A 22,513-nucleotide genomic window follows, 5' to 3' on the forward strand; every position below is an offset into this window, starting at 1 on the left:
TGTAGGAGCTGCCGAAGGCTGCGATCTTNGCAGCTCCTACAGGGATCCGGCTCAGAATTCGATTCTGACGTCGCCTTTCGGCACGCTGCAGCACGACAAAATGTATCCCTCGGCCTCGTCGTCCTCGGTAATCCCGCCGTTGTGCTCCATCTCCACTTCGCCGCCCAGTTTCATCACCTTGCACGTGCCGCAAATGCCCATGCCGCAAGCTTTCGGAATCATCAGGCCCAGCTTGGCCGCCGCTGCATGCACGGTTTCGCCCGGGGCCACGCGAATGCTCTTGCCGGAGGCGGTGAACTCGACCTGATGCAGATCCGCCGCATCGATTTCCGGTGCCTCGGCGGCCTGTTCGGCTTGCTCCACCGCGTCGGCGCGGGCTTCAGGAGGAGTCGCACCGAAGGATTCCTCGTGATAACGCGACATGTCGTAGCCGGCGGCTTCGAGCAGGCGCTTGACGGCGGTCATGTACGGCGTCGGGCCGCAGCAGAACACTTCGCGCTCAAGGAAGTCGGGAACCATCAGCTCCAGCATCTTGTGATTGAGGTAGCCGCGATAGCCGGCCCACGGCTCGCCCAGTCCGTGTTTCTCGCAGATCAGGTGCAGGCTGAAGTTGTCGATCCGCGACGCCATGTGCTCCAGCTCGCGGTGATAAATGATGTCTTTCGGCGAGCGGGCGCTGTGGATAAAGGTCATGTCGACATTGGCGTTGGTGTCGTAGAACCAGCGCGCCATCGACATGCACGGGGTGATCCCCACACCACCGCTGAGATACAGCACTTTCGGGCTCGGGAAGTCGATGGCATTGAACAGCCCGACCGGCCCGTGCACCGCCAGCTCCTGGCCTTCATGCAGGGTGTCGTGCAACCAGTTGGAAACCTTGCCGCCCGGCACGCGCTTGATGGTCACCGAGAAGCTGTACGGCACCGACGGCGAACTGGAGATGGTGTACGAACGCATGATCGGCTGACCGTCGATTTCCAGCTCCAGGGTTACAAACTGCCCAGGCTTGAAGAAGAACAGGATCGGCTGGTCGGCCATGAAGCAGAAGGTGCGTACGTCCCAGGTTTCCTGGATGACTTTGACGCAACGGACGATGTGTCGGCCATTGGCCCAGGTCTGGGTGGTGACCGGATTCAGGAAGCTGTTGGACATGCTGTTCTCCACGGCCGACTGTCGGCCTTCATGTGGCGATTCTGCGTATAGCGTGAACCGCCCGTTTACCTATCCGCGACATCGGCATACTTATCGCGACCAGCCCCCAACCACCGGGGGTTGCGCGTCGGGAACAGATTGCACCATGTCGCCCATGGATAAGGTTCCGGGCAGCGCCGGCCCCACACTCGCCACACACCAAGACGAATTCTTTACACCTTGCGTAGCAACCCTGATCAGCCACTTTCGCCGGCCACGCAGATGGCCTTGAGGATCACATTGATGGACACCGCAAAAATCAGCCTGGGCGACCCGCTGGAACCCGCACGCAAGGCCACCGCACAGATGCTGCAGGAGCGCGAACGTACTTTTTCGCTGCCGCAGCCGTTCTATAACGATGAACGCCTGTTCGATATCGACATGCAGGAAATCTTCCAGAAGGAATGGTTGATCGCCGGCATGACCTGCGAGATCCCGGCCAAGGGCAACTACATCACCCTGCAGATCGGCAAGAACCCGATCATCGTCATTCGTGGCGCCGAGGGTGTGGTGCATGCGTTCCACAACGTCTGTCGCCACCGAGGCTCGCGCCTGTGCACCAGCGACAAGGGCAAGGTTGCCAAACTGGTCTGCCACTACCACCAGTGGACCTACGAGCTGGACGGTCGTCTGCTGTTCGCCGGCACCGAGATGGGCGCCGACTTCGACATGAAGCAGTACGGCCTCAAACCGGTGAATGTGAAGACGGCCGGCGGCTACATCTTCATCAGCCTGGCGGAAAATCCGCCGGCCATCGATGACTTCCTGTCGACGCTGAACCACTACATGGAACCGTACGACATGGAGAACACCAAGGTGGCGGTGCAAACCACCTTGATGGAAAAGGCCAACTGGAAACTGGTGCTGGAAAACAACCGCGAGTGCTACCACTGCGGCGGCTCGCACCCTGAATTGCTGAAAACCCTGCTGGAATGGGACGACGTGACCGACCCGCGCGCCGATCAGGCGTTCAAGGATCACGTTGCCGCGTCTGCTGCTGCCTGGGAAGCCGAGAAAATCCCTTACGCCCACGCCAGTTTCGGCCTGCGCAACCGCATCGTGCGCATGCCGCTGCTCAAGGGCACCGTGTCGATGACCCTGGACGGCAAACAGGGCTGCGCCAAGCTGATGGGCCGGATCAAGAATCCGGACCTCGGTTCCATGCGCATCCTGCACCTGCCACACTCGTGGAACCACTGCATGGGCGACCACATCATTGTGTTTACCGTGTGGCCGATCAGCGCCCAGGAAACCATGGTCACCACCAAATGGCTGGTGCACAAGGACGCCGTCGAAGGCGTGGATTACGACGTCGAACGCATGCGCCAGGTGTGGGATGCGACCAACGACCAGGACCGGCGTCTGGCCGAAGAAAACCAGCGCGGGATCAACTCCACGGCTTATCAGCCGGGGCCGTACTCGAAGACCTATGAGTTTGGCGTGGTCAACTTCGTGGACTGGTACAGCGAGCGGATGCTGAACAACCTCGGGGCCGAGCCGGCGCCGTACCTCAAAGGCGTGCCTGTTCAGGGCTAAAAGCATCGCTGGCAAGCCAGCTCCCACAGTGGTCGATGGTGTTTACAGATACCGTGTACACCGCAAAACCTGTGGGAGCTGGCTTGCCAGCGATAGCGTCATCACTGTCATCGCATCACTTCGATGACCACCTCAAACTGCCATCCTCCCCAATAAACTCCTCAAAAATCTCCTCCCCCACCAGCCGGATTTTCGCGTACCCATTCAGCACCCGCAGCGGATAGTCCGGATCGTTCGCGTCCTGCGTCTCCGAAAACAGCACCCGCGAATGGCCGTTCAGCTCGCTGGTGGTGCCATAGGGAATGGCTCCGTGGCCGGCACAACGCGCATGCAGTCCGCCCTGGGCGGCGTAAACGATGCCGTTGTGCAGATGCCCCCAATACCAGTAATCAGGCTCGCGCCCCAGCGCATCGCACACCGGTTGATACAGCGCGGTCTTGTGGTGCCCGGTGATGTCGAAGCCCTGATGGTGGCTGAGCACCATGAGTTTCTTGCGTTTCGGCAAGCCCTTCATCCACTCGATCTGCGGTTTGTTCAGGGTGCCGTCCATGTACAGGTTCATGACATCCGAAGCGTACGCGGTGTCCAGCCCGACAATCAGCCAGTCGTCGTTGATCAGGGCAAAGTAGCTGGTGCCCTGCTGCCCCGGAAAACGCGCGGCCAGTTCCTTGAAGTAACCGTGGGCGCCGCTGTACATCTCGTGGTTGGAATTGAGGGTGAACGAGCCGTGGGTGCCCATCGGCCAGCCCGCCATGTCGGTGTCTTCCTGGGAGTGGCTGCCGGCGTAATAAACGTCCCCCAAATGAATGGTGAAATCAGCGTTCGCCAGTTGCATCTGGTTGGCCACCGACACCGCCGGCGCGTGGCTGTTGAACGGCCCGGTGCCCCAGTCACCGGCAATCGCCAGCGTCACTTCGCGATCCATGGTCACCATCGCCGGGTCAGTGCCGAAGGTCGCGTGATGGCGCAGGTTTTCGATCCACTTGAGCAGCGCCTCGCTCCACAGCAGATCCAGCAGTTCCCATTTGCGACATCCCAGCAGCGTGCCGTCCTTGAGCACCTTGGTCTGCAATTGATCGGGCGATTGCGGCAACGGCGTGGCATTGCCGATGCGCAGGATCGACAGACCGTGGGACAACTCCCACGGCACCGCCGGTTCGTCGTCCGGCAGCTCGCCATTTTTCAGCACGTATTGCGCCTGATCGTGGCCGCGCTGGAGCAACTTGATGATGGCCTGGAACTCCTCGGGTTCCAGTTCGCTGATGAGCTTCATCCAGGCCATTTCCACTCGCGTGAACAGGCCGTGCAGACGCACCTTTACCTTGTCGTACTCATGCTTCAGATGACCGACCGCTGACATGGCGTAATCCTCTATCCGTAAGGGCTCACAGGGTTTTCATGAATTCGATCAACGCACGTTTGTCGTCGTCCGACAGCGTGGTGCCATACAGGTGACCGCTGTTGTGGTTGCCCTCAAGTCGGGTGTCGTATTTGAAATCCGCCGAGGCTTTGGCCTGGGCACCCGTGGTGACGAAACCGACGTTGACCGGGTCGTAGACGTCGGAGCCGGTGATAAACACCACCGGGCGTTTTTCCGGCGGTTGCAGCAGGTCCCACAGGGTTGGCACCGAACCGTTGTGCAGGTACGGCGCGCGCAGCCAGATGCCATCGGTCGGCGTGTTGCTGTAGCTCTGGGTCTTGCGATAAGCGCCGAAGTCGAACGGCGGTTTCTTGAAGGTGTGGAACGCCGTCACCAGACCGGTGGTGAATGAGTCCAGCCGATGTGGATCGGTGCCGAGCTGATCGATGTTGGTGGTCACTTGCCCGGTGTCGGCGCGACCGAAGTCGTGGCACGCGGCGCAATTGGCGTCCCAGATGGGTTTGCCCTGGGCGACCTTGGCCTGATCCAGTGCCCACGGCCACGCCGGCGCCTTGTGCCCGAGCAGCCAGTTGGTCACCCGGTTGAAGCTTGGCGGCAGCACCGACTCCGGCGTTGCGCCCACGGCCATTGCCGCGGCGTAGTTGCGTTCGTGGATCTTGTTGTTATTGCCGTCCCAGTGCAGGTACATCGACTCCCGCGGTTTCTGGTTCCAGACTTGCGGCAGGTCGACGGTGCCGATGGTCGAGTCATCCGGAAAGCCGAACACCACCATTTTCGTCGGGTTGAAGGTATCGGTGCGGCCCGGGCCTTGTTGCGGCCGCAGCTTCTGCCAGGCGTAGGCCTGCTTTTGCTTGAGCAAAGCGCTTTTCGCCATCGGGATGATCAGGTAGCGGTTGTAGAGCTTCTCGAAAAAGCCCAGCTGGAATTTGCTGTTGATCGCCGCCATCACCGCGTCGGTGGTGAATGTCGGATCGCTGGCGCAATCGTAGGCGAACCACTGGAAGGCCTGCAGTTGCAGGGTGTTGGCCGGCGCACTGGGCACGTTGACCGCGACGTCGCTGGCATTGGCCCGATAGGATCCTGTGTGACACAGCGCGCAGTTCGGTTCCACGGTCGGGTAACCGATCTGCCGCTTGGCCATGCCGATCGGCAGGTCCTTGCCGTTCTCATAGAGAAAGCCGAAGACCTCCCAGCCGCCGGGCTTGGGCAGTTTTTCCGGGCACATCTGTGGCAGCACGGCGAACAGGTAATACGGGATCCGCGCTTCGATACCCAGGCCAATCGCGGCGTATTTGTAGTGATCTTCGTCGGACGCGTATTCCTGCTCCGGCACAACCCGCAGCATCTGGTACCAGGTCTCGTAACCGATAAACCCCAACACCGCGACAACCACCAGCGTGCCGACCTTGAAGGCGTGGCTCTGCCATTGCCGCGCCCAGGCCGCACGCCACTCGCGACAGCCATCGCAGAGCAGCGCCCATGGCCGGTTCGCGGGCGTGGTGCCGAGGTACAGCAGAATGCCGAGGATCAGGAAAAAGCTCAGATCGCCCAGCAGCATCGGCACGAACACCGAGCCTTGGCTGCTGGTGTTGATCAGGTAAATCCAGAACACCACGGCGATCAGCCGCGTCAGTACGCACAGCCAGGAATGCACCACATAGCGCGGCGCATTGAAGCCCGACGGCATGTAAAACACGCTGATGCCCACCAGCAGCATCCCGGCGTTTTCCAGCCACGGGTCGGAGAGTTGCGGCGGCAGACCGACCACCGATGTCAGCAACCCCGGCGCGAACAGCGCGGGGATCGCGAACACCATGTTCATCGCAATGCCGAGCCAGATGAAGCGTTGAAACCAGCGGATGTAGCTGTCCATATCATCCATTTCCTTCTGACCACCAACCTGCAATGTCCCTTGTAGTGAGGGGATTTATCCCCGACGGGTCGCGAAGCGACCCCAAACCCTGCCAGCGCGGCATGTCAGGATCACCGCGCGCTCAGGTTTTACGACTGCTGCGCAGCCGATCGGGGATGAATCCCCTCGCCACAGAGAATCTCCTCAACACAGAAATCAGTAATCGATCTCAACCGAGGGCCGTTTTCTCCAGGTGTTCAAGGATGAGCGGGTACACATCCACCACCGCGTTCTTGCCGAACATGCAGTCGATGTGGCCGTAACCTGGCACTACGTGCCGGCTGTAGCGTTCCGGCCCGTGGACTGCGCAGACGCGCTGGTAGGTCTTGAGGGTGCTTTCCGGCAGATAACACTGGTTCTCCGCGCCGCTGATAAAGCAGATCGGCATCGTCAGCCGCTCGAAGTGCGGCATGTACACATCGTTGCCCTTGAAATCCACCAAATGCCCTTTGCGCACGATCAGCGCCAAATGCTCGAAGGTCTCGATGTTCGACTCGCCGAACAGTTCATGCAGGTTGTCGTGCAGGGTTTCGTTAAGGGTGTCGTGGCGGTACAGCGAGGCGTACATGAAGGTGATGCGGTGGCACACTGGGTTGGTGCAATAACCCTGCGCCTCAATCCGCGCGTAGCCGTTGAGGGCCTTGTCGTAGAGCCGGTTGAACCAGTTCTCCTTGCTGTCGGCGTAAGCGGTCATCGATTTGATACCGATGGCGTCGAGCATCCCCGGCAGGTGCAGACCGGCCTTCAACCCGGTGGCCGTGGCGACCACGGTGTCAGCGGCAATCTGCGAACAGACCACCGAACGCACGCCTTGCAACCCCGCCAACAGCGACATGAAGAACGTCGTCGCGCCGTAGCAATGCACCACGCATTGCACGTCTTTGGCCTGCGTTTCTTGCTGAATCTGCGCGATGGCAGCCTTGAAGTCGTACTGGGCGATCTGGTCGCCATTCCACTCCTTCTTGCTCGCCGGCAACAGAATGCTTACCCGGAAATCCAGCAGCCACACGTCATAGTCGTGCTTGCACAAATACTCCAGCAGGTTGGTCTGGATCGTGTCGGTGGAAAAGATATTCGAACCGACACCCAAGCCATGCACCAGCATCACCGGGCCTTTGCTGCCGGCCTTATAACGGGTCAGACGCAGTTCGACGCCGTCCTCGGTGGGGAAGAAATGCACCGCCGGGGTCGGCGCATCCAGCGGCCGCTTCAGCCGTGGCGGCGCGTCAGGGTTGAAGTATTTGTCACCGGCAAACACCCCGCCGTAACTCTCCCAGAGAATCCCGGCGAAGAACTTGCCGAAGCGCGCCAGGCCTTCGATGCGCTCACGCTCGTTACGCGCGTTGAGCACTTTCATGGTGGTCATCTGCTTGGCGAAATCGGTCGGATGAATGTGCATCACCCCGGAGCCGATCACCTCGCCCGACTTGTCCGACCCGCGATACAGCGTCACGTACAAGGTGCTGGTGTCGTGCCAGATATTCAGCACGCCTTTGTCTTCCGGCACGGTTTTGAAGGCGCTGAAGAAATAGTCGGTGCCGTCCTCGGCGGTCAGTTTCATGTCGTATTTCATGTGCCGCGTGTCGACCTGCTGCTCGAATTGCTCGAACAGGTTGAACACGCCATTGCTGGCGGTCAGCGGTTGCGGCGACAGCGCCGGGGCATTGACCGTACCGACGATGGTCGCGGCGTGCTCCGGCTCCTTGATCATCCGGTTGAGGTCGTTGGCGGTGATGGTCAGGGTGAAGTCGATGGGCGAGTTGTCCGCCTCACCGCGTTTGGCTGCCGCTTCGTAGACTTTCAGATCGGTGCTTTGTGCGGCGGTGAAAGCGCGGGAGAAATAGCCCTTCATGGTCTCGGTGAACTGCACGCCGAGGGTCGGCGGGGCCACCTGTTTGCGCGGTGCCGAGGGCAGTGTGTAGTCGATGTGCCAACCCCGGTCAGCGGCGAGCAGGCCCATGTTGCGCTCGCTCACGGCGGAGATGGTCAGCAGCGGATTGACCGCCAGCGAGGTCGGGATCACCGCGCCGTCCGTCACGTAAAGACTGGCGTAGACATCGGTGCCGGCCGCGCCGCTGAACACCTGGCCCTTGTGATTGACCACGCCTTGCGCCGCGTCTTCACCCATCACGCAACCGCCCAGCGGATGCACCGAGACAATGCTGTGCTTGAGCAGCTGGGTCCAGATCGGATTCTCGACCCAGACCCCACCCAGTGCCTTGGTGCTCTGGTACAGCCGTTCGTTGCCGAGCTTGAAGTTTTCCTGCTCGCCGACGCCCGGCCAGTCGATGCGCAACTGGTCCTTGTTGTCGAGCAGCATCCGGCCCTGGCCACTGTCGTGGCTCATGATCAGGTAGGTCTGCATGTTGTGCAGCGCGCCGTAATACGGGCCGCGCAAGAAGCTTTCGGCCTCGCGCTCCTTGTAGCCAAGCTTGCCACTGAAACTGTCGTCGGTGGCCTTGCCGATCATCTCGGCAAACCCGGCCATCGCCGGCACCATTGGCCGGCCTAGCGCGCCGGGGATTGAACCTTCCTCGATGACCATGCGGCTGCGCCAGTCACCTTCGGTGCGCATGTCGATGACCGAGGTGATGCACGGGCCAACCGGTTGCAGCTCCTTGGCCGAATGCGCGCCGAAGCCGATGCCGTTGATGGTCTGCTCGCAGTTGTGGCCGAAGCCGAGAATGTCACCGTTACCGCTCATGTTCTCGCCGAGCTGACCGGACATCACCAGGCCTTTGTCCCGCGAACGCAACAGAATCTCGGTGGAACCCAGGGTGCCGGCAGACACCACCACGATGTCGGCTTTCACGAACAGCGTCGGTGCGTCGAATTTCTCGCGACCGCTGTCGAGGTACTGGAAGTGCACGATCCAGCCATCGCCGTCGCGCTCAAGATGACGCACTTCGGCCTGACAGAAAATCTCCGCGCCGTGGTTCCAGGCATCCGGCAGATAGTTCATCAGCGTGGTGTTCTTGGCCTTGTTGTTACAGCCCGAGACGCAGTCGCCACACTGGTTGCACGGCAACTGTTCGACGCCGACATGGTTGAGATTGTTCGGCAGTTTGTCGAAGGTCACGTTGATCGGTGGCTTGTAGAAATGCGCGCCTTGCTTGAGGTAGTCCGCGGACTTTTTGTTGGCGTCGAGCTTGGGCAGGTTCGGTGCGCTGTTCGGGTACGGATTGGGCTTGAGCATTTCCCGGGCGCGGGCGTAACCGTCCTTGAGCAAGGTATCGCGGTGTTCGCGTACCGCTTGCGGCCAGCGCGGGTCGTCAAACACCCCGGGCTCTGGCTCCAGTGCCACGTTGGCGTTGATCAACGACGTACCGCCGAGGCCACAACCGACCACCACATTCTGCTGGGCATTCACGTGCAGATCGAACAGGCCGGTGCGCGAGCCAATGTGGCCGTCCGGGTCATGCACCTGCAACTCTTCAGTCGCGGCAATCATGGTGTTGGGGTATTCACCGGGCTGAATTTCCCGCCCGCGTTCAAGCAGGCACACCTGCTTGCCGGCCCGGGACAGGCGCGACGCAGCAATGCCGCCGCCATAACCGGAGCCGATGACAATGACGTCGTAGTGTTCCTTGATCTCGCTGATGGGCGTTGCGATGCGTGTCATGAGGGTGTTCCTCTCTCAGGCAGATAGGGCAACTCTGCGGTTGCCTGCAATCAATGGGCGAACGGGCACCTGGCCTCCGGGGCGAGCCCGGCGACAGCACAACGGTCAGAGCAGAAGGTCGCTACAGGCGAGCGTGTTGATTGGCCGCACGACGTAACGTGCGCTTGCGGGGCGTGGGGGGATGGCGGTGTGGGCGGCTATCCATCATGCGTTCTCCCAGAACCTGATGTGGATAAGTGACGGCTGTCCTTGTGCCATTGCAGTGAAGACAGCGCAGGAATCGAAGTCAAGGCAACGATTTAGAACTGTATGAAATCTGATCAATTGCGGTTTGGACTAAGCCGGCCGGGGCCTGTGCAGTTCAGCGAACAAGTTATCCACATAGCCATGCACAGCAAATGGGGGTAACTGTGGATGAATGGAAAAATAACTGCCTGATTTGTGAAGAAAAATCGTGACTTATCCAGAAGGATAGTTTGCAGGAGTGATTGACTGTTTTTTGATCAAATATCTACACGTCACGTTTCACATGGGCTGCAGAGGATGGCGAACACGTTATCCACAGAAGCGCCAACAGAGTTCGGGGGTAACTTTGTGGCTGCTGTGGAAAAGTGCTGAGGGCTGTGGGAAATCGGGCGTTGCGCAGGGATTATCAGCCTGAAACGCTTAATCGATCATTTATTGATCAAATCCCTGAAAGCCACGGTTTATATACCTTGCAGCGGACAGCGAACATCTTGTCCACAGAAGCGCCAACAGAGATTGGGGGCAACTCTTGAAGTTATTCAGGAGAAAAAGCCCGGTAAAACCGTGACTTAGGCTGGTTGTTTTTTGAGCTGGGGCCTGGAGGGCTTGATTGGCGTGGGGTACAGGGATGGGCGAACACGTTATCCACAGATCCGCCAACAGGGATTGTGGGTAAACAGCACCAAATCGTCGAACCACATCCTGTAGGAGCTGCGGCACGCTGCGATCTTTTGATCTTGATCTTGAAGATCTAAAGATCGCAGCCTCGTTTCACTCGACAGCTCCTACAGGGGTCAGCGCACGACGCCTTCTTCAATCAGCAGTTTGAGGATCGCCTCGGCGCCAGCCTGCGGGGTCAAGCCTTTGAGCACTTGCCCCCCACCGCCACTGGCCTTGGCCGTCGCCGCTTTCATCCGGTCCGCCCCGCTCTTGGCCTTGATCACCTTCAGACGTTTCGGCCGTGGCTTGGCCGGTTGCAGCGTGGCAACCGCCAGCAGTTCATCGTCCAGCACTGCCACATCTTCGGCATTGAGCACACCACGCCGCGCCGGGCCGTAGGCGCTCTGCCGTGGCTTGGGTGCGGCGTTATCCACAGTCGCCAGAAACGGCAGCTTCACCTTCAACCGCCGTCGCTGCCCACGGGGCAAGGCTTGCAGCACCAGCGCCGAGCCGTCGCTGATCGATTCGACCTGCGCCAGTCCTACCACCAGCGGCCAGCCCAGTCCTTCGGCGAGCAGGAACGGCAACATGCCCGAGCCTTCGCCGGTTTCCGCCTGTGTACCGGTCAGCACCACCTGGGCGCCGGCATCGCGCAGATACGCAGTCAGCGCCGGCAAGGCGTCGGCGCCAGCGGGTTGCTCCAGCACGTGCATCTGCGCGAGTCCCATGCCCAGATAGGCGCGCAGCGCCGGTTCGGCAACGTCCCCGGCGTGCAGCACTTGCAGGTTATCCCCAGCCAGCTGCAGGCCCAGTTCCACGGCGCGCGCGTCCTGTTCGGCACGGCGTGGCCGGCCCGAGGTCGGGTGGGCGCCGATGGAGACCAGGCTGATGACATTGGTGTTCATAACTGTGTCCTTCCCTTAAGCCGCATCGCGCTTGGCGTCGTTGCGGTAAGCCGCTACCGCCGCGATCAAGGCTTGAAGAATCTCCGCGCTCTCGCCGATCACCGACAGGTCGGCGCGTTTGATCATGTCGCATCCCGGGTCGAGGTTGATCGCCACCACCTTGTCGCAGGCACCGATGCCCTGCAGGTGCTGGATCGCCCCGGAGATACCCACAGCCACATAAACCCGTGCGGTGACCCAGGTACCGGACGCGCCGACCTGCCGGTCGCGGGTCATGAAGCCGTCGTCCACCGCCACCCGCGAGGCGCCTTCGGTGGCGCCGAGAGCGGCGGCGGTCCTGTGGAAAAGATCCCAGTCCTTGACCCCGTTGCCGCCGGAGAAAATGAACTCGGCTTCGGCCATCGGAATCGCCGCCGGGTCCACCGCCACCGCGCCCAGATCTTCGATCCGCGACAGGCTGCGCGCCACTGGTGTGGATAACTCCACCGGCAGCGCTTCGTGACGGGTTTCGCTGACCGGTTCGGCGCATTCGGCCGAGGCCAGAATCAGCCGAGCGACCGGACGGGCAAGATCCTGCAAGCCGGCACCGGCGCGGCCGATGCACTCCTGTTCCTTGACTTGCCAAACCCGTGTGGCTGGGCGTTCGCCCAGCGCAGCAGCAAAACGCCGACCGAGTTCGCCGCCACCGCTGCGGCTGTCCGGCAGCAGCCAGTGGCGCGGGTTGAACTGGTTATCCACAGCCCGCAGGCCCTGGATTCGTTGCTCCGGTGCATAACCGCTGAACTCTTCGCCTTCCAGCACCAGCAAGCGGTCAACGCCCGCCGTGGCGAAAGCGTTTTCCTTGTGCTCTGCGAATACCACCGCCAGCACCGCGCCGTCGCTGCCGGCCAGTTGATGCGCCAGGCCCAGCAAGTCGCGGTCGTGACTGCTCAAGCGGCCGCCGACCATGTCCGGCACCACGCTGATGTAGAACGCCGGGGCCGGTACCTGATGCAGCGGCAGTTGCACTTCAACCGTGGCCGAGCGTTTCACCGCCCCGCCCTGTTGCGCGCCGCTGCGGTCGATACGCTTGATGCCGTTGGGGCCGATGAAACCGATGCCGTGCAGGTTCTTGCGGATAATCCCGTTGGGGCCCATCCAGCTGTGTTGCGCCGGTTGCATCGCCGCGTGCAGCGGATGCAAACGGTTACGCGCAATCCATTCGGCGCGTGGGTCGCGGCGGATAATGTCGCTCATCAGTGGGCCTCCGCAGGTTCACGTTTGGCCGGCGTGGCAGGCTTGTCTGGCGCGGCATCTTCAAGCAGCGCGTCGGCCACCAGTTCGGCGATGTCCTTGATCAGCGGACGCGGTTCGACCACGCCTTCGAGCATCGCCGTGCACTGTGGACAACCCACCGCCACCAGCTCGGCGCCGGTCTCGCGTATGTCGTCCATGCGCATGTCGGGAATCCGCTGCTTGCCCGGAATGTCAGTGATCGGCGCACCGCCACCACCGCCGCAGCAGCGCGAGCGGAAGCCGGAACGTTGCATCTCTTTGACCTCGATGCCGAGGGCGCGCAGCACTTCACGCGGCGCCTCGTATTCGCCGTTGTAGCGACCGAGGTAGCACGGGTCGTGATAGGTCACACTGTTGCCTTTGTGCTGACCGAGGTTCAGCGCACCGGCCTGAATGATTTCTGCCATGTAGGTGCTGTGGTGCTGCACCAGGTAGTTGCCGTCGAACGCGCCGTACTCGTTTTTCAGCACATGGAAACTGTGCGGATCGCAGGTGACGATGCGGTTGAAGCGGTATTTGGCCAGGGTCTGGATATTGCGTTTGGCGAGCAACTGGAACGTCGCTTCGTCACCGAGACGTCGGGCCACGTCGCCGCTGTCGCGCTCTTCGAGGCCGAGCACGGCGAAGTCGATTTTCGCGGCTTTCAGCACTTTGACAAACGCGCGCAAGGTGCGCTGGTTGCGCATGTCGAAGGCACCGTCGCCGACCCAGAACAGCACGTCGGTGGATTTCTTCTCGCTGAGCAGATTGAGGTTCAGATCCGCCGCCCAGTTCATCCGCCCGCCCGGGGCGAAACCGCCGGGGTTGTCGGTGGCGATCAGGTTTTCCAGGACTTCGGCCCCTTTGTTCGGGGTCGCGCCTTTTTCCAGCGTCAGGTGGCGGCGCATGTCGACGATGGCGTCGACGTGCTCGATCATCATCGGGCATTCCTCGACGCAGGCACGGCAAGTGGTGCACGACCACAGGGTTTCGGCATCGACCAGACCGTTGACGATCGGTTGATGCGGATTGCCGCTGTGTTCACCGATTGGCTTGCCCGGATAAGGGCTACCGGCAAACTTCGCGTCAGTGCCGCCAGCCAGGCCGACGACCATATCCTGAATCAGCTTCTTCGGGTTCAGCGGCTGGCCCGCAGCAAAGGCCGGGCACGCGGCTTCGCACTTGCCGCACTGCACGCAGGCGTCAAAACCGAGCAACTGGTTCCAGGTGAAATCCTTGGGTTTTTCCACGCCCAGTGGCGCCGATGGATCGTTGAGATCCAGCGGTTTCAAACCGGTGGAACGACCGCCGCCAAAGCGCTCGGCGCGACGGTGCCAGGCCAGGTGCAGGGCGCCGGCGAAGGCGTGCTTCATCGGCCCGCCCCAGGTCATGCCGAAGAACAATTCCGACACGCCCCACAAAACGCCGATCCCGAGAATCGCCGCCAGCAGCCAGCCGCCGAAGTTCTCCGGGAGGATCCCGGCCACCGGCAAGGTCACCAGAAAGAACGACGCCGAGAACGCCAGCAGACTTTTCGGCAGACGCATCCACGGGCCTTTCGACAGCCGCGACGGCGGGTTGAGTCGACGCCGATAAACGAAGATTGCCCCGACGAACATCACCGCCGTCATCAGCAGCAACGCATAGCCGAGGATGCGGTTATGCAGGCCGAAACCGTGCACCAGAATCGCCAGCACGATTGACGCCACCGCACCACCGGCCGTGGCCACGTGGGTGTTGGCGATGTATTTGTCCCGCGCCACCACGTGGTGCAGGTCGACCATGTAACGCTTGGGCATGGCGAACAGGCCGCCGATCAGATCGACCTTCGAGGCCCGGCCCCGACGCCACATGGCCACCCGCCGCAACGCGCCCAGCACCGCAAGGGCCAGGGCTGCGAACAACAGGATTGGAAGAAGGGTGTTCAACATGGTGAAGCTCCCACCAGTACAGCCTGGAGAAACACGGTCTTTGCGTAGGAGCTGCCGCAGGCTGCGATCTTTTGATCTTGCTTTGAACAACAAAAGTCAAAAGATCGCAGCCTTCGGCAGCTCCTACAGGGTTGTGTGCAAGCCGTCAGAAGTCTTTGCAGAGCCGCAGGGCGTCATAGATCGCAGCATGGGTATTACGCTGCGCCACGCAGTCGCCGATGCGGAACAGCAAGTAGCCGTCACCGGTGCTGCTCAGCGAAGGTTGTGGCTGGATCGCGAACAACGCTTCGACGTCGATCTGGCCCTTGTTGCGCGAACCCTCTTTGAGCGCGTAGTAGATTTCCTCGTCCGGACGCACGCCGTTTTCCACCACCACCTGATCGACCACCCGCTCCTCTTTGGCGCCGGTGTATTCGTTCTCCAGCACCGCCACCAACTTGTCGCCTTCGCGGTAGACCTTTTCCAGCATCATGTCGCCGGTCATGATCACTTCTTTCGGGTACATGCTGCGGTAGTAGGTCGGGAACGACGTACCGCCGATGGCCACGCCCGGTTTGATGTCGTCGGTGACGATCTCGACCTGGCTGCCCTTGTCGGCGAGGAAGTCGGCGACCGACATCCCGGTGAACTCGCAAATGGTGTCGTAGACCAGCACGTTCTTGCCCGGCGCGACCTTGCCGTCGAGCACGTCCCAGCTGCTGACGACCAGCCCTTCAGCGGCGCCCCAGTGTTCGTTCTGTTCCAGGTACGGGTGACCGCCGACCGCCAGCACCACGATGTCCGGACGCAGGTCCATGATGGTGTCGGCATCCGCCGCCGTGCCCAGACGCAGGTCGACTTTCAATCGCGCCAGTTCCAGTTGGAACCAGCGGGTGATCCCGGCGATCTGGTCACGCTGCGGCGCTTTCGACGCCGTGGTGATCTGCCCGCCGATGAATTCTTTCTTCTCGAACAGGGTCACGTCGTGGCCACGTTCGGCCGCCACACGCGCAGCTTCCATCCCGGCTGGGCCGGCACCGACGATCACCACCTTGCGTTTCGGCCCGGTGGACTTCTCGATGATGTGCGGCACGCCCATGTATTCACGGGACGTCGCGGCGTTCTGGATGCACAGCACGTCCAGACCCTGGTACTGACGGTCGATGCAGTAGTTGGCGCCGACACACTGTTTGATCTGGTCGACCTGGCCCATCTTGATCTTGGCGATCAGGTGCGGGTCGGCGATGTGCGCGCGGGTCATGCCGACCATGTCGACGTAACCGCCTTCAAGGATGCGCGTGGCCTGGTTCGGGTCCTTGATGTTCTGCGCATGCAGCACTGGAACCTTGACCACTTCCTTGATTCCGGCCGCCAGGTGCAGGAACGGCTCCGGCGGATAGCTCATGTTCGGAATCACGTTGGCCAGGGTGTTGTGGGTGTCGCAACCCGAGCCGACGACGCCGATGAAATCGAGCATGCCGGTATCGTCGTAATACTTGGCGATCTGCTTCATGTCTTCGTGGGACAGACCGTCCGGGTGGAACTCGTCACCGCAGATGCGCATGCCGACGCAGAAATCGTCACCGACTTCGGCGCGCACGGCTTTCAACACTTCCAGACCGAACTTCATCCGGCCTTCGAAGCTGCCACCCCATTCATCGGTACGCTTGTTGACGCGCGGGCTCCAGAACTGGTCGATCATGTGCTGGTGCACGGCCGACAGCTCGACGCCGTCCAGGCCACCGGCCTTGGCGCGGCGCGCGGCTTGCGCGTAGTTGCCGATCACCCGCCAGATTTCTTCCGGCTCAATGGTCTTGCAGGTCGCACGGTGCACCGGTTCACGGATGCCCGACGGCGACATCAGGGTCGGCCAGTGAAAACCGTCCCAACGTGAGCGTCGGCCCATGTGGGTAATCTGGATCATGATCTTGGCGCCGTGCTTGTGCATGGCGTCGGCCAGATTCTGGAAGTGCGGAATGATCCGGTCGGTGGACAGGTTCACCGAACTCCACCATTGCTGCGGGCTGTCGATGGCGACCACCGACGAACCGCCGCAGATCGCCAGGCCAATGCCGCCCTTGGCTTTCTCTTCGTAGTATTTGACGTAGCGCTCGGTGGTCATGCCACCGTCAGTCGCGTAGACCTCGGCGTGCGCGGTGCTGAGCACGCGGTTGCGGATGGTCAGTTTGCCAATTTGAATTGGCTGGAACATTGCTTCGAAAGCCATGGCGGGTTCCTCGACTTACAACGGCTTGACGGTGAACAGGCCGTCGTCGTGGCCTTCTTCGGAGCCACCGTAGACTTGCTCGGCAACCGTACGAATCTTGCTGCCGCGTGCGGCGAGGATCTGATCCATGGCGCCGGCAAACCAGCCGGTGAACATGTAGTCGACCTTGCGCCCGACCTTGCCGTACACGTAGACGAACGCCGAGTGTTCGAGCTTGACGCTGGCGGTGCCTTTGTCGAGGTCGATGTCCTGAATCTTGAACAGGCCCCAGCCGCGTTGCGACAGACGCTTCATGTAGTGCTCGAACACCGCGACGCCTTCCAGGCCGTGGCATTCAGCTTCTTTTTCGCACCAGTGCCAGGCGGACTTGTAGCCGGCCTTGTAGAGGATTTCGGCATAGGCGTCGGCGCCCAGCACTTCCTCGATGCCCATGTGGTTGTTGACGAAAAAGTGGCGTGGCACGTAGAGCATCGGCAGGGCGTCGGAGGTCCAGACACCGGTTTCACTGTCGACTTCGATTGGCAATTGCGGGGCGATCTTGGCCATGGAAACTTAACTCCAGAAAATTCGGTTTGTTGCCCCCGGCACGGACGGCCGGGGGAAAGGATTCAGAAGTGCGGCGGCTTATTCGCCCCAGACGTCCTTCAAGACGTTCACCCAGTTTTCGCCCATGATCTTGCGTACCACACGCTCGGAGTGGCCGCGCTTGAGCAGGGTTTCGGTCAGGTTCGGGAACTCGCCGACAGTGCGGATGCCCAGCGGGTTGATGATCTTGCCGAAGCTGGTCAGACGACGGGCGTAGCCCTTGTCGTGGGTCAGGTATTCGAAGAAGTCCTGGCCGTGACCCTGGGTGAAGTCGGTGCCGATGCCGATGGCGTCTTCGCCGACGATGTTCATGGTGTATTCGATGGCCTCGGCGTAATCGTCGATGGTCGAATCGATGCCCTTGGCGAGGAACGGCGCAAACATGGTCACGCCGACAAAACCGCCGTGGTCAGCGATGAACTTCAGTTCAGCATCGGACTTGTTGCGCGGGTGCTCTTTCAGACCCGACGGCAGGCAGTGGGAATAGCAGACCGGTTTTTTCGATTCGAGGATGACTTCCTCGGACGTCTTGGAACCGACGTGGGACAGGTCGCACATGACGCCAACGCGGTTCATTTCGGCGACGATTTCGCGGCCGAAGCCCGACAGGCCGCCGTCACGCTCGTAGCAACCGGTGCCGACCAGGTTCTGGGTGTTGTAGCACATCTGCACAATGCCGACGCCGAGCTGCTTGAACACCTCGACATAGCCGATCTGGTCTTCGAACGCGTGGGCATTCTGGAAGCCGAAGAGGATGCCGGTCTTGCCCTGCTCCTTGGCGCGACGGATGTCGGCGGTGGTGCGCACCGGCATTACCAGATCGCTGTTTTCGCGGATCAGCTTCTGGCTGGCGGCGATATTGTTCACAGTCGCCTGAAAGCCTTCCCACACCGACACGGTGCAGTTGGCCGCCGTCAGACCGCCCTTGCGCATGTCTTCGAACAGCTCGCGGTTCCATTTGGCAATGATCAGACCGTCGATAACGATGCTGTCGGCGTGTAATTCGGCTGGGCTCATCAGGCGTCCCCTTATTGGCGATTCATGCGCCGAATCGTCTGCCGGCGCTTTGGGGCCAGCATATGCCTCGGTGCCGGGGCGACCGGGTGCAAAAACGACAGGGGAATTGCCGAAAGCGTCAATCCGCGACAAAGGGTCGCCAGGCGCTCCGATCAGCTACCTGTTCAAGCCCGCCAGCTTGAGCCAGAATCTGGCGCATCTTGGATACACCACTGGATTAGAGCGGCGACAACCATGAAATCGATCTTCCTGGCTTTGGCACTGATTGCGACCGGCGTACACGCCGCCGAAGAGACCGACAACAACCCGTGCGACGCGGTGGAAAACGACGTCCAGACCCTGGAATGCTCGACCTACAGCCGCAGCACCGCCGAAGACCTGCTCAAGGACAACTACGCCAGCCTCAACGAACGCATGCAGGCCACCTACGGCAAAAACGCCGCGCAACTGGCCGACATCACCGCCAAACTGAAAACCGCCCAGCAACAATGGCTGAAAACCCGCGACGCCGATTGCGCCGTGGAAGCCTTCCCCGCCACCGAAGGCAGCAAGGCATTCAAGATTGCGCAGAATGACTGTGTGGCGCGGATGAGTGACGAACGGTCCGAGTTTTTGGAGTCGATTGGGCAGGAGTGATCCTGAATGTTCCGCTGAAAGCTGGAACTGCCTCCGGCTTTCAACCCCACACCTCCTCTCTTCCTACAAGGCACTTCGACATCGCCTACACAAATTGCTTGAATGCCTGCAACCAAGGGCCTTTTACGCAACATGCGGTCAACGGTTGTTGATTGGCCATCGGAAAAATATAAGCAAAGATTCGCGAATCTTATAAAAGACTTATATTCTTCCATGAACAGCATCCACTGGACACGAAAGGCCGTTAAGCAACTCTTGAAATTGCACACCGCACATCAGGGGCAGGTTCGCGATGCCGTTACGGCACTTTCCGAAATGCCTGACGTTGGCAATGTCAAAGCACTAATTGGCCATGACTACGCCTACCGCCTGCGCGTCGGCAATTATCGGGTCATGTTCGACTGGGATGGCGCAATCAAAGTGGTCAGTATTCAAGAGGTCAAAAAACGCGATGAACGCACCTACTGACATCCAAATCATCAACGATGCCGAGGGCAACCCGGCCTTCGTAGTCATTCCCTACGCTCAATACGTCGCGCAGAAAATGCAGCCCGATCTGATCCCGCATGAGGTGGTCAGTCGAATGGTCGACGGGGCGACACCGATCCGTGCCTGGCGCGAACACCTGAACCTGACTCAGGAAGAAGTGGCGAAACGTCTGGGAATTTCCCAGCCGGCGTTCGCTCAACAGGAAACAGTAGCGAAGCCACGCAAGGCAACCCGCGAGAAAATCGCAGCGGCGTTCGGCATCACCGCCAATCAGCTTGAGTTGTAGGCTGCCCTCTTCATTCAAAGGAATTCCCATGAACATCTGCGGCATCGAAATCAAAGGCAGCGAAGCGATCATCGCCGTGGCCTCCCTTGACGGTTCGGCCTTGAGCCACGTTGCACTGAGCACCAAGAAAATCGCCCTCGACGATGATGACGAGGCGGCCAACGTCAAACGCTTCGCGGCGCAGGTGGCGTCGTTTGTACGCGAGCATTCGATTGACCGGATTGCGATCAAGAAGCGCAGCAAGAAGGGTGAGTTTGCCGGTGGGCCGACGACATTCAAGATCGAGGGAGTGTTTCAGTTGCTGGAGGGGTGTGAGGTGACGCTTTTATCGCCGCAGACGATCAATGCGCAGGCCAAGAAGCATAACTTTGAGCTGCCGGGGACGCTGAACAAGTATCAACATGAGGCTTATAAAGCGGCGTGTTCGGCGTTGGTGAAGAAGTAAGATCAAAGGATCGCAGCCTTCGGCAGCTCCTACAGGGAAATGCATTCCAATGTAGGAGCTGCCGAAGGCTGCGATCTTTTGATTTTAGGCCTGAGCGGTACGCCGGTCTTCGCGGGGGCAGCGGGCGAACCTCGCTCGATAACTGCGGGTGAAATACGACGGCGATTCAAACCCGCAAGCGATGCTGACCTCCAGCACGCTCATATCGGTCTGGCGCAACAGCTGCCGGGCCTTTTCCAACCTCAAGCGCAGATAGAAATTGCTCGGCGTGTCATTCAGATGCAGCCGAAACAAGCGCTCCAGCTGCCGCCGCGTGACCTTGATCGATTCCGCCAGTTGCAGCGTGGTCAGCGGTGGTTCGCTGTGTTGTTCCATCTCGCCAATCACCTGCACCAGCTTCTTGTTGCTGATGCCGTAACGCGTGGCGACTTCCATGCGCTGGTGGTCCTTGCGTGGGCGGATCCGCCCCAGCACGAACTGCTCGCTGACCTGGATTGCCAGTTGCGGGCCGTGGGCCTGGGCGATCAAGTCGAGCATCAAGTCGATAGACGCGGTGCCGCCCGCGGAGGTGATGCGCCGCCGGTCGATCTCGAACAGCTCCTGGGTCACGCTGAGCTGTGGATAAGATTCCTTGAACGCATCGATGGCTTCCCAGTGCAGAGTCAGGCGATGGCCGTCGAGCAGGCCGGCTTCAGCGAGAACGAAACTGCCGGTATCGATGGCGCCGAGGGTCACGCCTTCGTTGTCCAGCCGGCGCAGCCAGTGTTCAAGAGTCGGCGTGGCGAACTTCAGCGGTTCGAACCCGGCCACCACCAGCAGCGTCGCGCCTTTCTTCAACGGCTCCAGCGCCGCGTCGGCGTTGACCGACATGCCATTGCTCGCCAGCACCGCCCCGCCATCGGCGCTGAGCACGTGCCAGCGGTACAACTCGCCGCGAAAGCGGTTGGCCACCCGCAGCGGTTCGATCGCCGAGATGAAACCGATGGCGGAAAAACCCGGCATCAGCAGAAAGTAGAAATCCTGGGACATGTGCGCACTCGGTTAGCGGGTAGCGTGGATCGTTGATACGCCGATTGTCGTCAGCGTTCAAGCGCACAGGTCGCTACAGTGCAAGAGCCAGTCGCCGCAGTGCGTTTTTACGGGGGCATTGCTGCGTAACTTGGCATCACCGGCGCATCAGACGCCGGGAACCACAATAAACGACCTGCCGAGGAACCCGACATGAAACGACTGATCAGCAGCTGTGTTCTTGCACTCAGCGGTACCGCTTTCTTGAGCGCCAGCGTCATGGCGGCCGAACCTGCGTCGTGCCAGAACGTGCGCATGGGCGTCGTGAACTGGACTGACGTGATCGCCACCAGTGCCATGACCCAAGTGCTGCTCGACGGCCTCGGCTACAGCACCAAACAAACCAGCGCGTCCCAGCAGATCATCTTCGCCGGGATTCGCGATCAGCGGCTGGATCTGTTCCTCGGCTACTGGAACCCGCTGATGACCCAGACCATCACCCCGTTCGTCGACGCCAACCAGGTCAAGGTCCTGCCGGCGCCAAGCCTGAAGGACGCCCGCGCGACCCTCGCCGTGCCGACTTATCTGGCGGACAAGGGCCTGAAAACCTTCGCCGACATCGCCAAATTCGAGAAAGAACTGGGCGGCAAGATCTACGGCATCGAGCCGGGCTCGGGCGCCAATACGCAGATCAAGGCAATGATCGCCAAGAACCAGTTCGGCCTCGGCAAATTCCAGCTGGTCGAATCCAGCGAAGCCGGGATGCTCGCCGCCGTGGACCGCGCCGTACGCCGCAAGGAAGCCGTGGTGTTCTTCGGCTGGGCGCCGCACCCGATGAACGTGAACGTCAAGATGACTTACCTGACCGGCAGCGAGGACGCCCTCGGTCCGAACGAAGGCATGGCCACGGTATGGACGGTCACCGCGCCGAAATACGCCGAGCAGTGCCCGAACATCGGTCGCCTGCTGAGCAACCTGACATTCACCGCCGAAGACGAGAGCCGGATGATGCAGCCGCTGCTCGATCACAAGGACGCGTTCGAATCGGCCAGGCAATGGCTCAAGGATCACCCCGAAGACAAGCAGCGCTGGCTGGAAGGTGTAACCACCTTCGATGGCAAACCGGCCGCTGAAAACCTGCAACTGACCAGCAAATAAATCACCGGAAATCAACGCTTCGCAGCCCCGAACAGGGCTGCGAAC

The 22,513-nt window shown here is 60.8% G+C and carries 17 protein-coding genes; 6 read left to right on the plus strand and 11 right to left on the minus strand.

Annotation, left to right across the window (positions count from 1 at the left end):
* Positions 1-51: 51 nt before the first annotated feature.
* Entirely contained in the window at positions 52-1,152 is a 1,101-nt protein-coding gene (gbcB, locus tag ACTJKS_RS10705; protein WP_041069889.1) for a glycine-betaine demethylase subunit GbcB, read from the minus strand.
* Between the two features lie 282 nt (positions 1,153-1,434).
* Between gbcB and gbcA the strand changes: the two genes are divergently transcribed.
* A complete protein-coding gene (gbcA, locus tag ACTJKS_RS10710; RefSeq protein ID WP_047297065.1) occupies positions 1,435-2,727 on the plus strand; it encodes a glycine-betaine demethylase subunit GbcA in 1,293 nt (430 codons plus the stop codon).
* Between the two features lie 115 nt (positions 2,728-2,842).
* On the opposite strand, the gene ACTJKS_RS10715 is transcribed toward gbcA, so the two are convergent.
* The 9 genes from ACTJKS_RS10715 to ACTJKS_RS10755 all read right to left on the minus strand — a co-directional run bounded on the left by ACTJKS_RS10715 (position 2,843) and on the right by ACTJKS_RS10755 (position 18,446).
* The gene (locus tag ACTJKS_RS10715; RefSeq protein WP_108184029.1) at positions 2,843-4,087 is read right to left on the minus strand and encodes a metallophosphoesterase family protein; all 1,245 of its coding nucleotides are present in this window, start codon (positions 4,085-4,087) and stop codon (positions 2,843-2,845) included.
* 25 nt (positions 4,088-4,112) lie between these two features.
* Positions 4,113-5,981 (minus strand): hypothetical protein, encoded by a 1,869-nt coding sequence (locus ACTJKS_RS10720; protein WP_262948168.1) that lies wholly within the window; start codon positions 5,979-5,981, stop codon positions 4,113-4,115.
* A 208-nt stretch (positions 5,982-6,189) separates the two neighbouring features.
* Positions 6,190-9,642 (minus strand): GMC family oxidoreductase N-terminal domain-containing protein, encoded by a 3,453-nt coding sequence (locus ACTJKS_RS10725; protein WP_262948167.1) that lies wholly within the window; start codon positions 9,640-9,642, stop codon positions 6,190-6,192.
* 1,040 nt (positions 9,643-10,682) lie between these two features.
* Entirely contained in the window at positions 10,683-11,453 is a 771-nt protein-coding gene (etfB, locus tag ACTJKS_RS10730; RefSeq protein ID WP_198759139.1) for an electron transfer flavoprotein subunit beta, read from the minus strand.
* Positions 11,454-11,468: 15 nt separating this feature from the next.
* Positions 11,469-12,689 (minus strand): electron transfer flavoprotein subunit alpha, encoded by a 1,221-nt coding sequence (etfA, locus tag ACTJKS_RS10735; RefSeq protein ID WP_262948166.1) that lies wholly within the window; start codon positions 12,687-12,689, stop codon positions 11,469-11,471.
* Positions 12,689-14,638 (minus strand): dimethylglycine demethylation protein DgcB, encoded by a 1,950-nt coding sequence (gene dgcB, locus ACTJKS_RS10740; RefSeq protein WP_262948165.1) that lies wholly within the window; start codon positions 14,636-14,638, stop codon positions 12,689-12,691. Before dgcB ends, etfA begins: the two co-directional genes overlap by 1 nt.
* A 145-nt stretch (positions 14,639-14,783) precedes the next feature.
* Positions 14,784-16,844, minus strand: coding sequence for a dimethylglycine demethylation protein DgcA (dgcA, locus tag ACTJKS_RS10745; protein WP_047297072.1), 2,061 nt, complete (start codon positions 16,842-16,844; stop codon positions 14,784-14,786).
* Between the two features lie 15 nt (positions 16,845-16,859).
* On the minus strand, positions 16,860-17,390 hold the full coding sequence (locus ACTJKS_RS10750; RefSeq protein WP_007926354.1) for a DUF5943 domain-containing protein: 531 nt from the start codon (positions 17,388-17,390) through the stop codon (positions 16,860-16,862).
* A 78-nt stretch (positions 17,391-17,468) separates the two neighbouring features.
* Positions 17,469-18,446 (minus strand): dipeptidase, encoded by a 978-nt coding sequence (locus ACTJKS_RS10755; RefSeq protein WP_007962626.1) that lies wholly within the window; start codon positions 18,444-18,446, stop codon positions 17,469-17,471.
* A gap of 234 nt (positions 18,447-18,680) precedes the next feature.
* Here ACTJKS_RS10755 and ACTJKS_RS10760 point away from each other — a divergent pair, with 234 nt between their 5' ends.
* The 4 genes from ACTJKS_RS10760 (at position 18,681) to ACTJKS_RS10775 (ending at position 20,302) form a co-directional block, all read left to right on the plus strand.
* Positions 18,681-19,082: a lysozyme inhibitor LprI family protein gene (locus tag ACTJKS_RS10760; protein ID WP_098968461.1), complete on the plus strand. Its 402-nt coding sequence runs from the start codon at positions 18,681-18,683 to the stop codon at positions 19,080-19,082.
* A 213-nt stretch (positions 19,083-19,295) separates the two neighbouring features.
* The gene (locus ACTJKS_RS10765) at positions 19,296-19,550 is read left to right on the plus strand and encodes a type II toxin-antitoxin system RelE family toxin (protein WP_041063346.1); all 255 of its coding nucleotides are present in this window, start codon (positions 19,296-19,298) and stop codon (positions 19,548-19,550) included.
* Positions 19,534-19,857: a helix-turn-helix domain-containing protein gene (locus ACTJKS_RS10770; RefSeq protein WP_041063348.1), complete on the plus strand. Its 324-nt coding sequence runs from the start codon at positions 19,534-19,536 to the stop codon at positions 19,855-19,857. Before ACTJKS_RS10765 ends, ACTJKS_RS10770 begins: the two co-directional genes overlap by 17 nt.
* 28 nt (positions 19,858-19,885) lie before the next feature.
* Positions 19,886-20,302 carry a DUF3010 family protein gene (locus ACTJKS_RS10775; RefSeq protein ID WP_095668139.1) on the plus strand — a complete coding sequence of 139 codons (417 nt, stop codon included), beginning with the start codon at positions 19,886-19,888 and terminating at the stop codon, positions 20,300-20,302.
* 84 nt (positions 20,303-20,386) lie between these two features.
* Here the strand turns inward: ACTJKS_RS10775 and ACTJKS_RS10780 are convergent, their stop codons facing one another.
* Positions 20,387-21,331, minus strand: a complete 945-nt coding sequence (locus tag ACTJKS_RS10780; RefSeq protein WP_095121415.1) for a GlxA family transcriptional regulator — start codon at positions 21,329-21,331, stop codon at positions 20,387-20,389.
* Between the two features lie 192 nt (positions 21,332-21,523).
* Between ACTJKS_RS10780 and ACTJKS_RS10785 the strand changes: the two genes are divergently transcribed.
* Positions 21,524-22,468, plus strand: coding sequence for a choline ABC transporter substrate-binding protein (locus ACTJKS_RS10785; RefSeq protein WP_047297076.1), 945 nt, complete (start codon positions 21,524-21,526; stop codon positions 22,466-22,468).
* Positions 22,469-22,513: the final 45 nt, after the last annotated feature.

The sequence above is a fragment of the Pseudomonas sp. 22189 genome (assembly GCF_052045635.1).
GTDB lineage: Bacteria > Pseudomonadota > Gammaproteobacteria > Pseudomonadales > Pseudomonadaceae > Aquipseudomonas > Aquipseudomonas parakoreensis.

Bases quoted from the DNA above. Each gene is read 5' to 3' on its own strand.
- gbcB (WP_041069889.1), bottom strand. From the start codon at position 1,152: ATGTCCAACAGCTTCCTGAATCCGGTCACCACCCAGACCTGGGCCAAT.
- gbcA (WP_047297065.1), top strand. From the start codon at position 1,435: ATGGACACCGCAAAAATCAGCCTGGGCGACCCGCTGGAACCCGCACGC.
- ACTJKS_RS10715 (WP_108184029.1), bottom strand. From the start codon at position 4,087: ATGTCAGCGGTCGGTCATCTGAAGCATGAGTACGACAAGGTAAAGGTG.
- ACTJKS_RS10720 (WP_262948168.1), bottom strand. From the start codon at position 5,981: ATGGACAGCTACATCCGCTGGTTTCAACGCTTCATCTGGCTCGGCATT.
- ACTJKS_RS10725 (WP_262948167.1), bottom strand. From the start codon at position 9,642: ATGACACGCATCGCAACGCCCATCAGCGAGATCAAGGAACACTACGAC.
- etfB (WP_198759139.1), bottom strand. From the start codon at position 11,453: ATGAACACCAATGTCATCAGCCTGGTCTCCATCGGCGCCCACCCGACC.
- etfA (WP_262948166.1), bottom strand. From the start codon at position 12,689: ATGAGCGACATTATCCGCCGCGACCCACGCGCCGAATGGATTGCGCGT.
- dgcB (WP_262948165.1), bottom strand. From the start codon at position 14,638: ATGTTGAACACCCTTCTTCCAATCCTGTTGTTCGCAGCCCTGGCCCTT.
- dgcA (WP_047297072.1), bottom strand. From the start codon at position 16,844: ATGGCTTTCGAAGCAATGTTCCAGCCAATTCAAATTGGCAAACTGACC.
- ACTJKS_RS10750 (WP_007926354.1), bottom strand. From the start codon at position 17,390: ATGGCCAAGATCGCCCCGCAATTGCCAATCGAAGTCGACAGTGAAACC.
- ACTJKS_RS10755 (WP_007962626.1), bottom strand. From the start codon at position 18,446: ATGAGCCCAGCCGAATTACACGCCGACAGCATCGTTATCGACGGTCTG.
- ACTJKS_RS10760 (WP_098968461.1), top strand. From the start codon at position 18,681: ATGAAATCGATCTTCCTGGCTTTGGCACTGATTGCGACCGGCGTACAC.
- ACTJKS_RS10765 (WP_041063346.1), top strand. From the start codon at position 19,296: ATGAACAGCATCCACTGGACACGAAAGGCCGTTAAGCAACTCTTGAAA.
- ACTJKS_RS10770 (WP_041063348.1), top strand. From the start codon at position 19,534: ATGAACGCACCTACTGACATCCAAATCATCAACGATGCCGAGGGCAAC.
- ACTJKS_RS10775 (WP_095668139.1), top strand. From the start codon at position 19,886: ATGAACATCTGCGGCATCGAAATCAAAGGCAGCGAAGCGATCATCGCC.
- ACTJKS_RS10780 (WP_095121415.1), bottom strand. From the start codon at position 21,331: ATGTCCCAGGATTTCTACTTTCTGCTGATGCCGGGTTTTTCCGCCATC.
- ACTJKS_RS10785 (WP_047297076.1), top strand. From the start codon at position 21,524: ATGAAACGACTGATCAGCAGCTGTGTTCTTGCACTCAGCGGTACCGCT.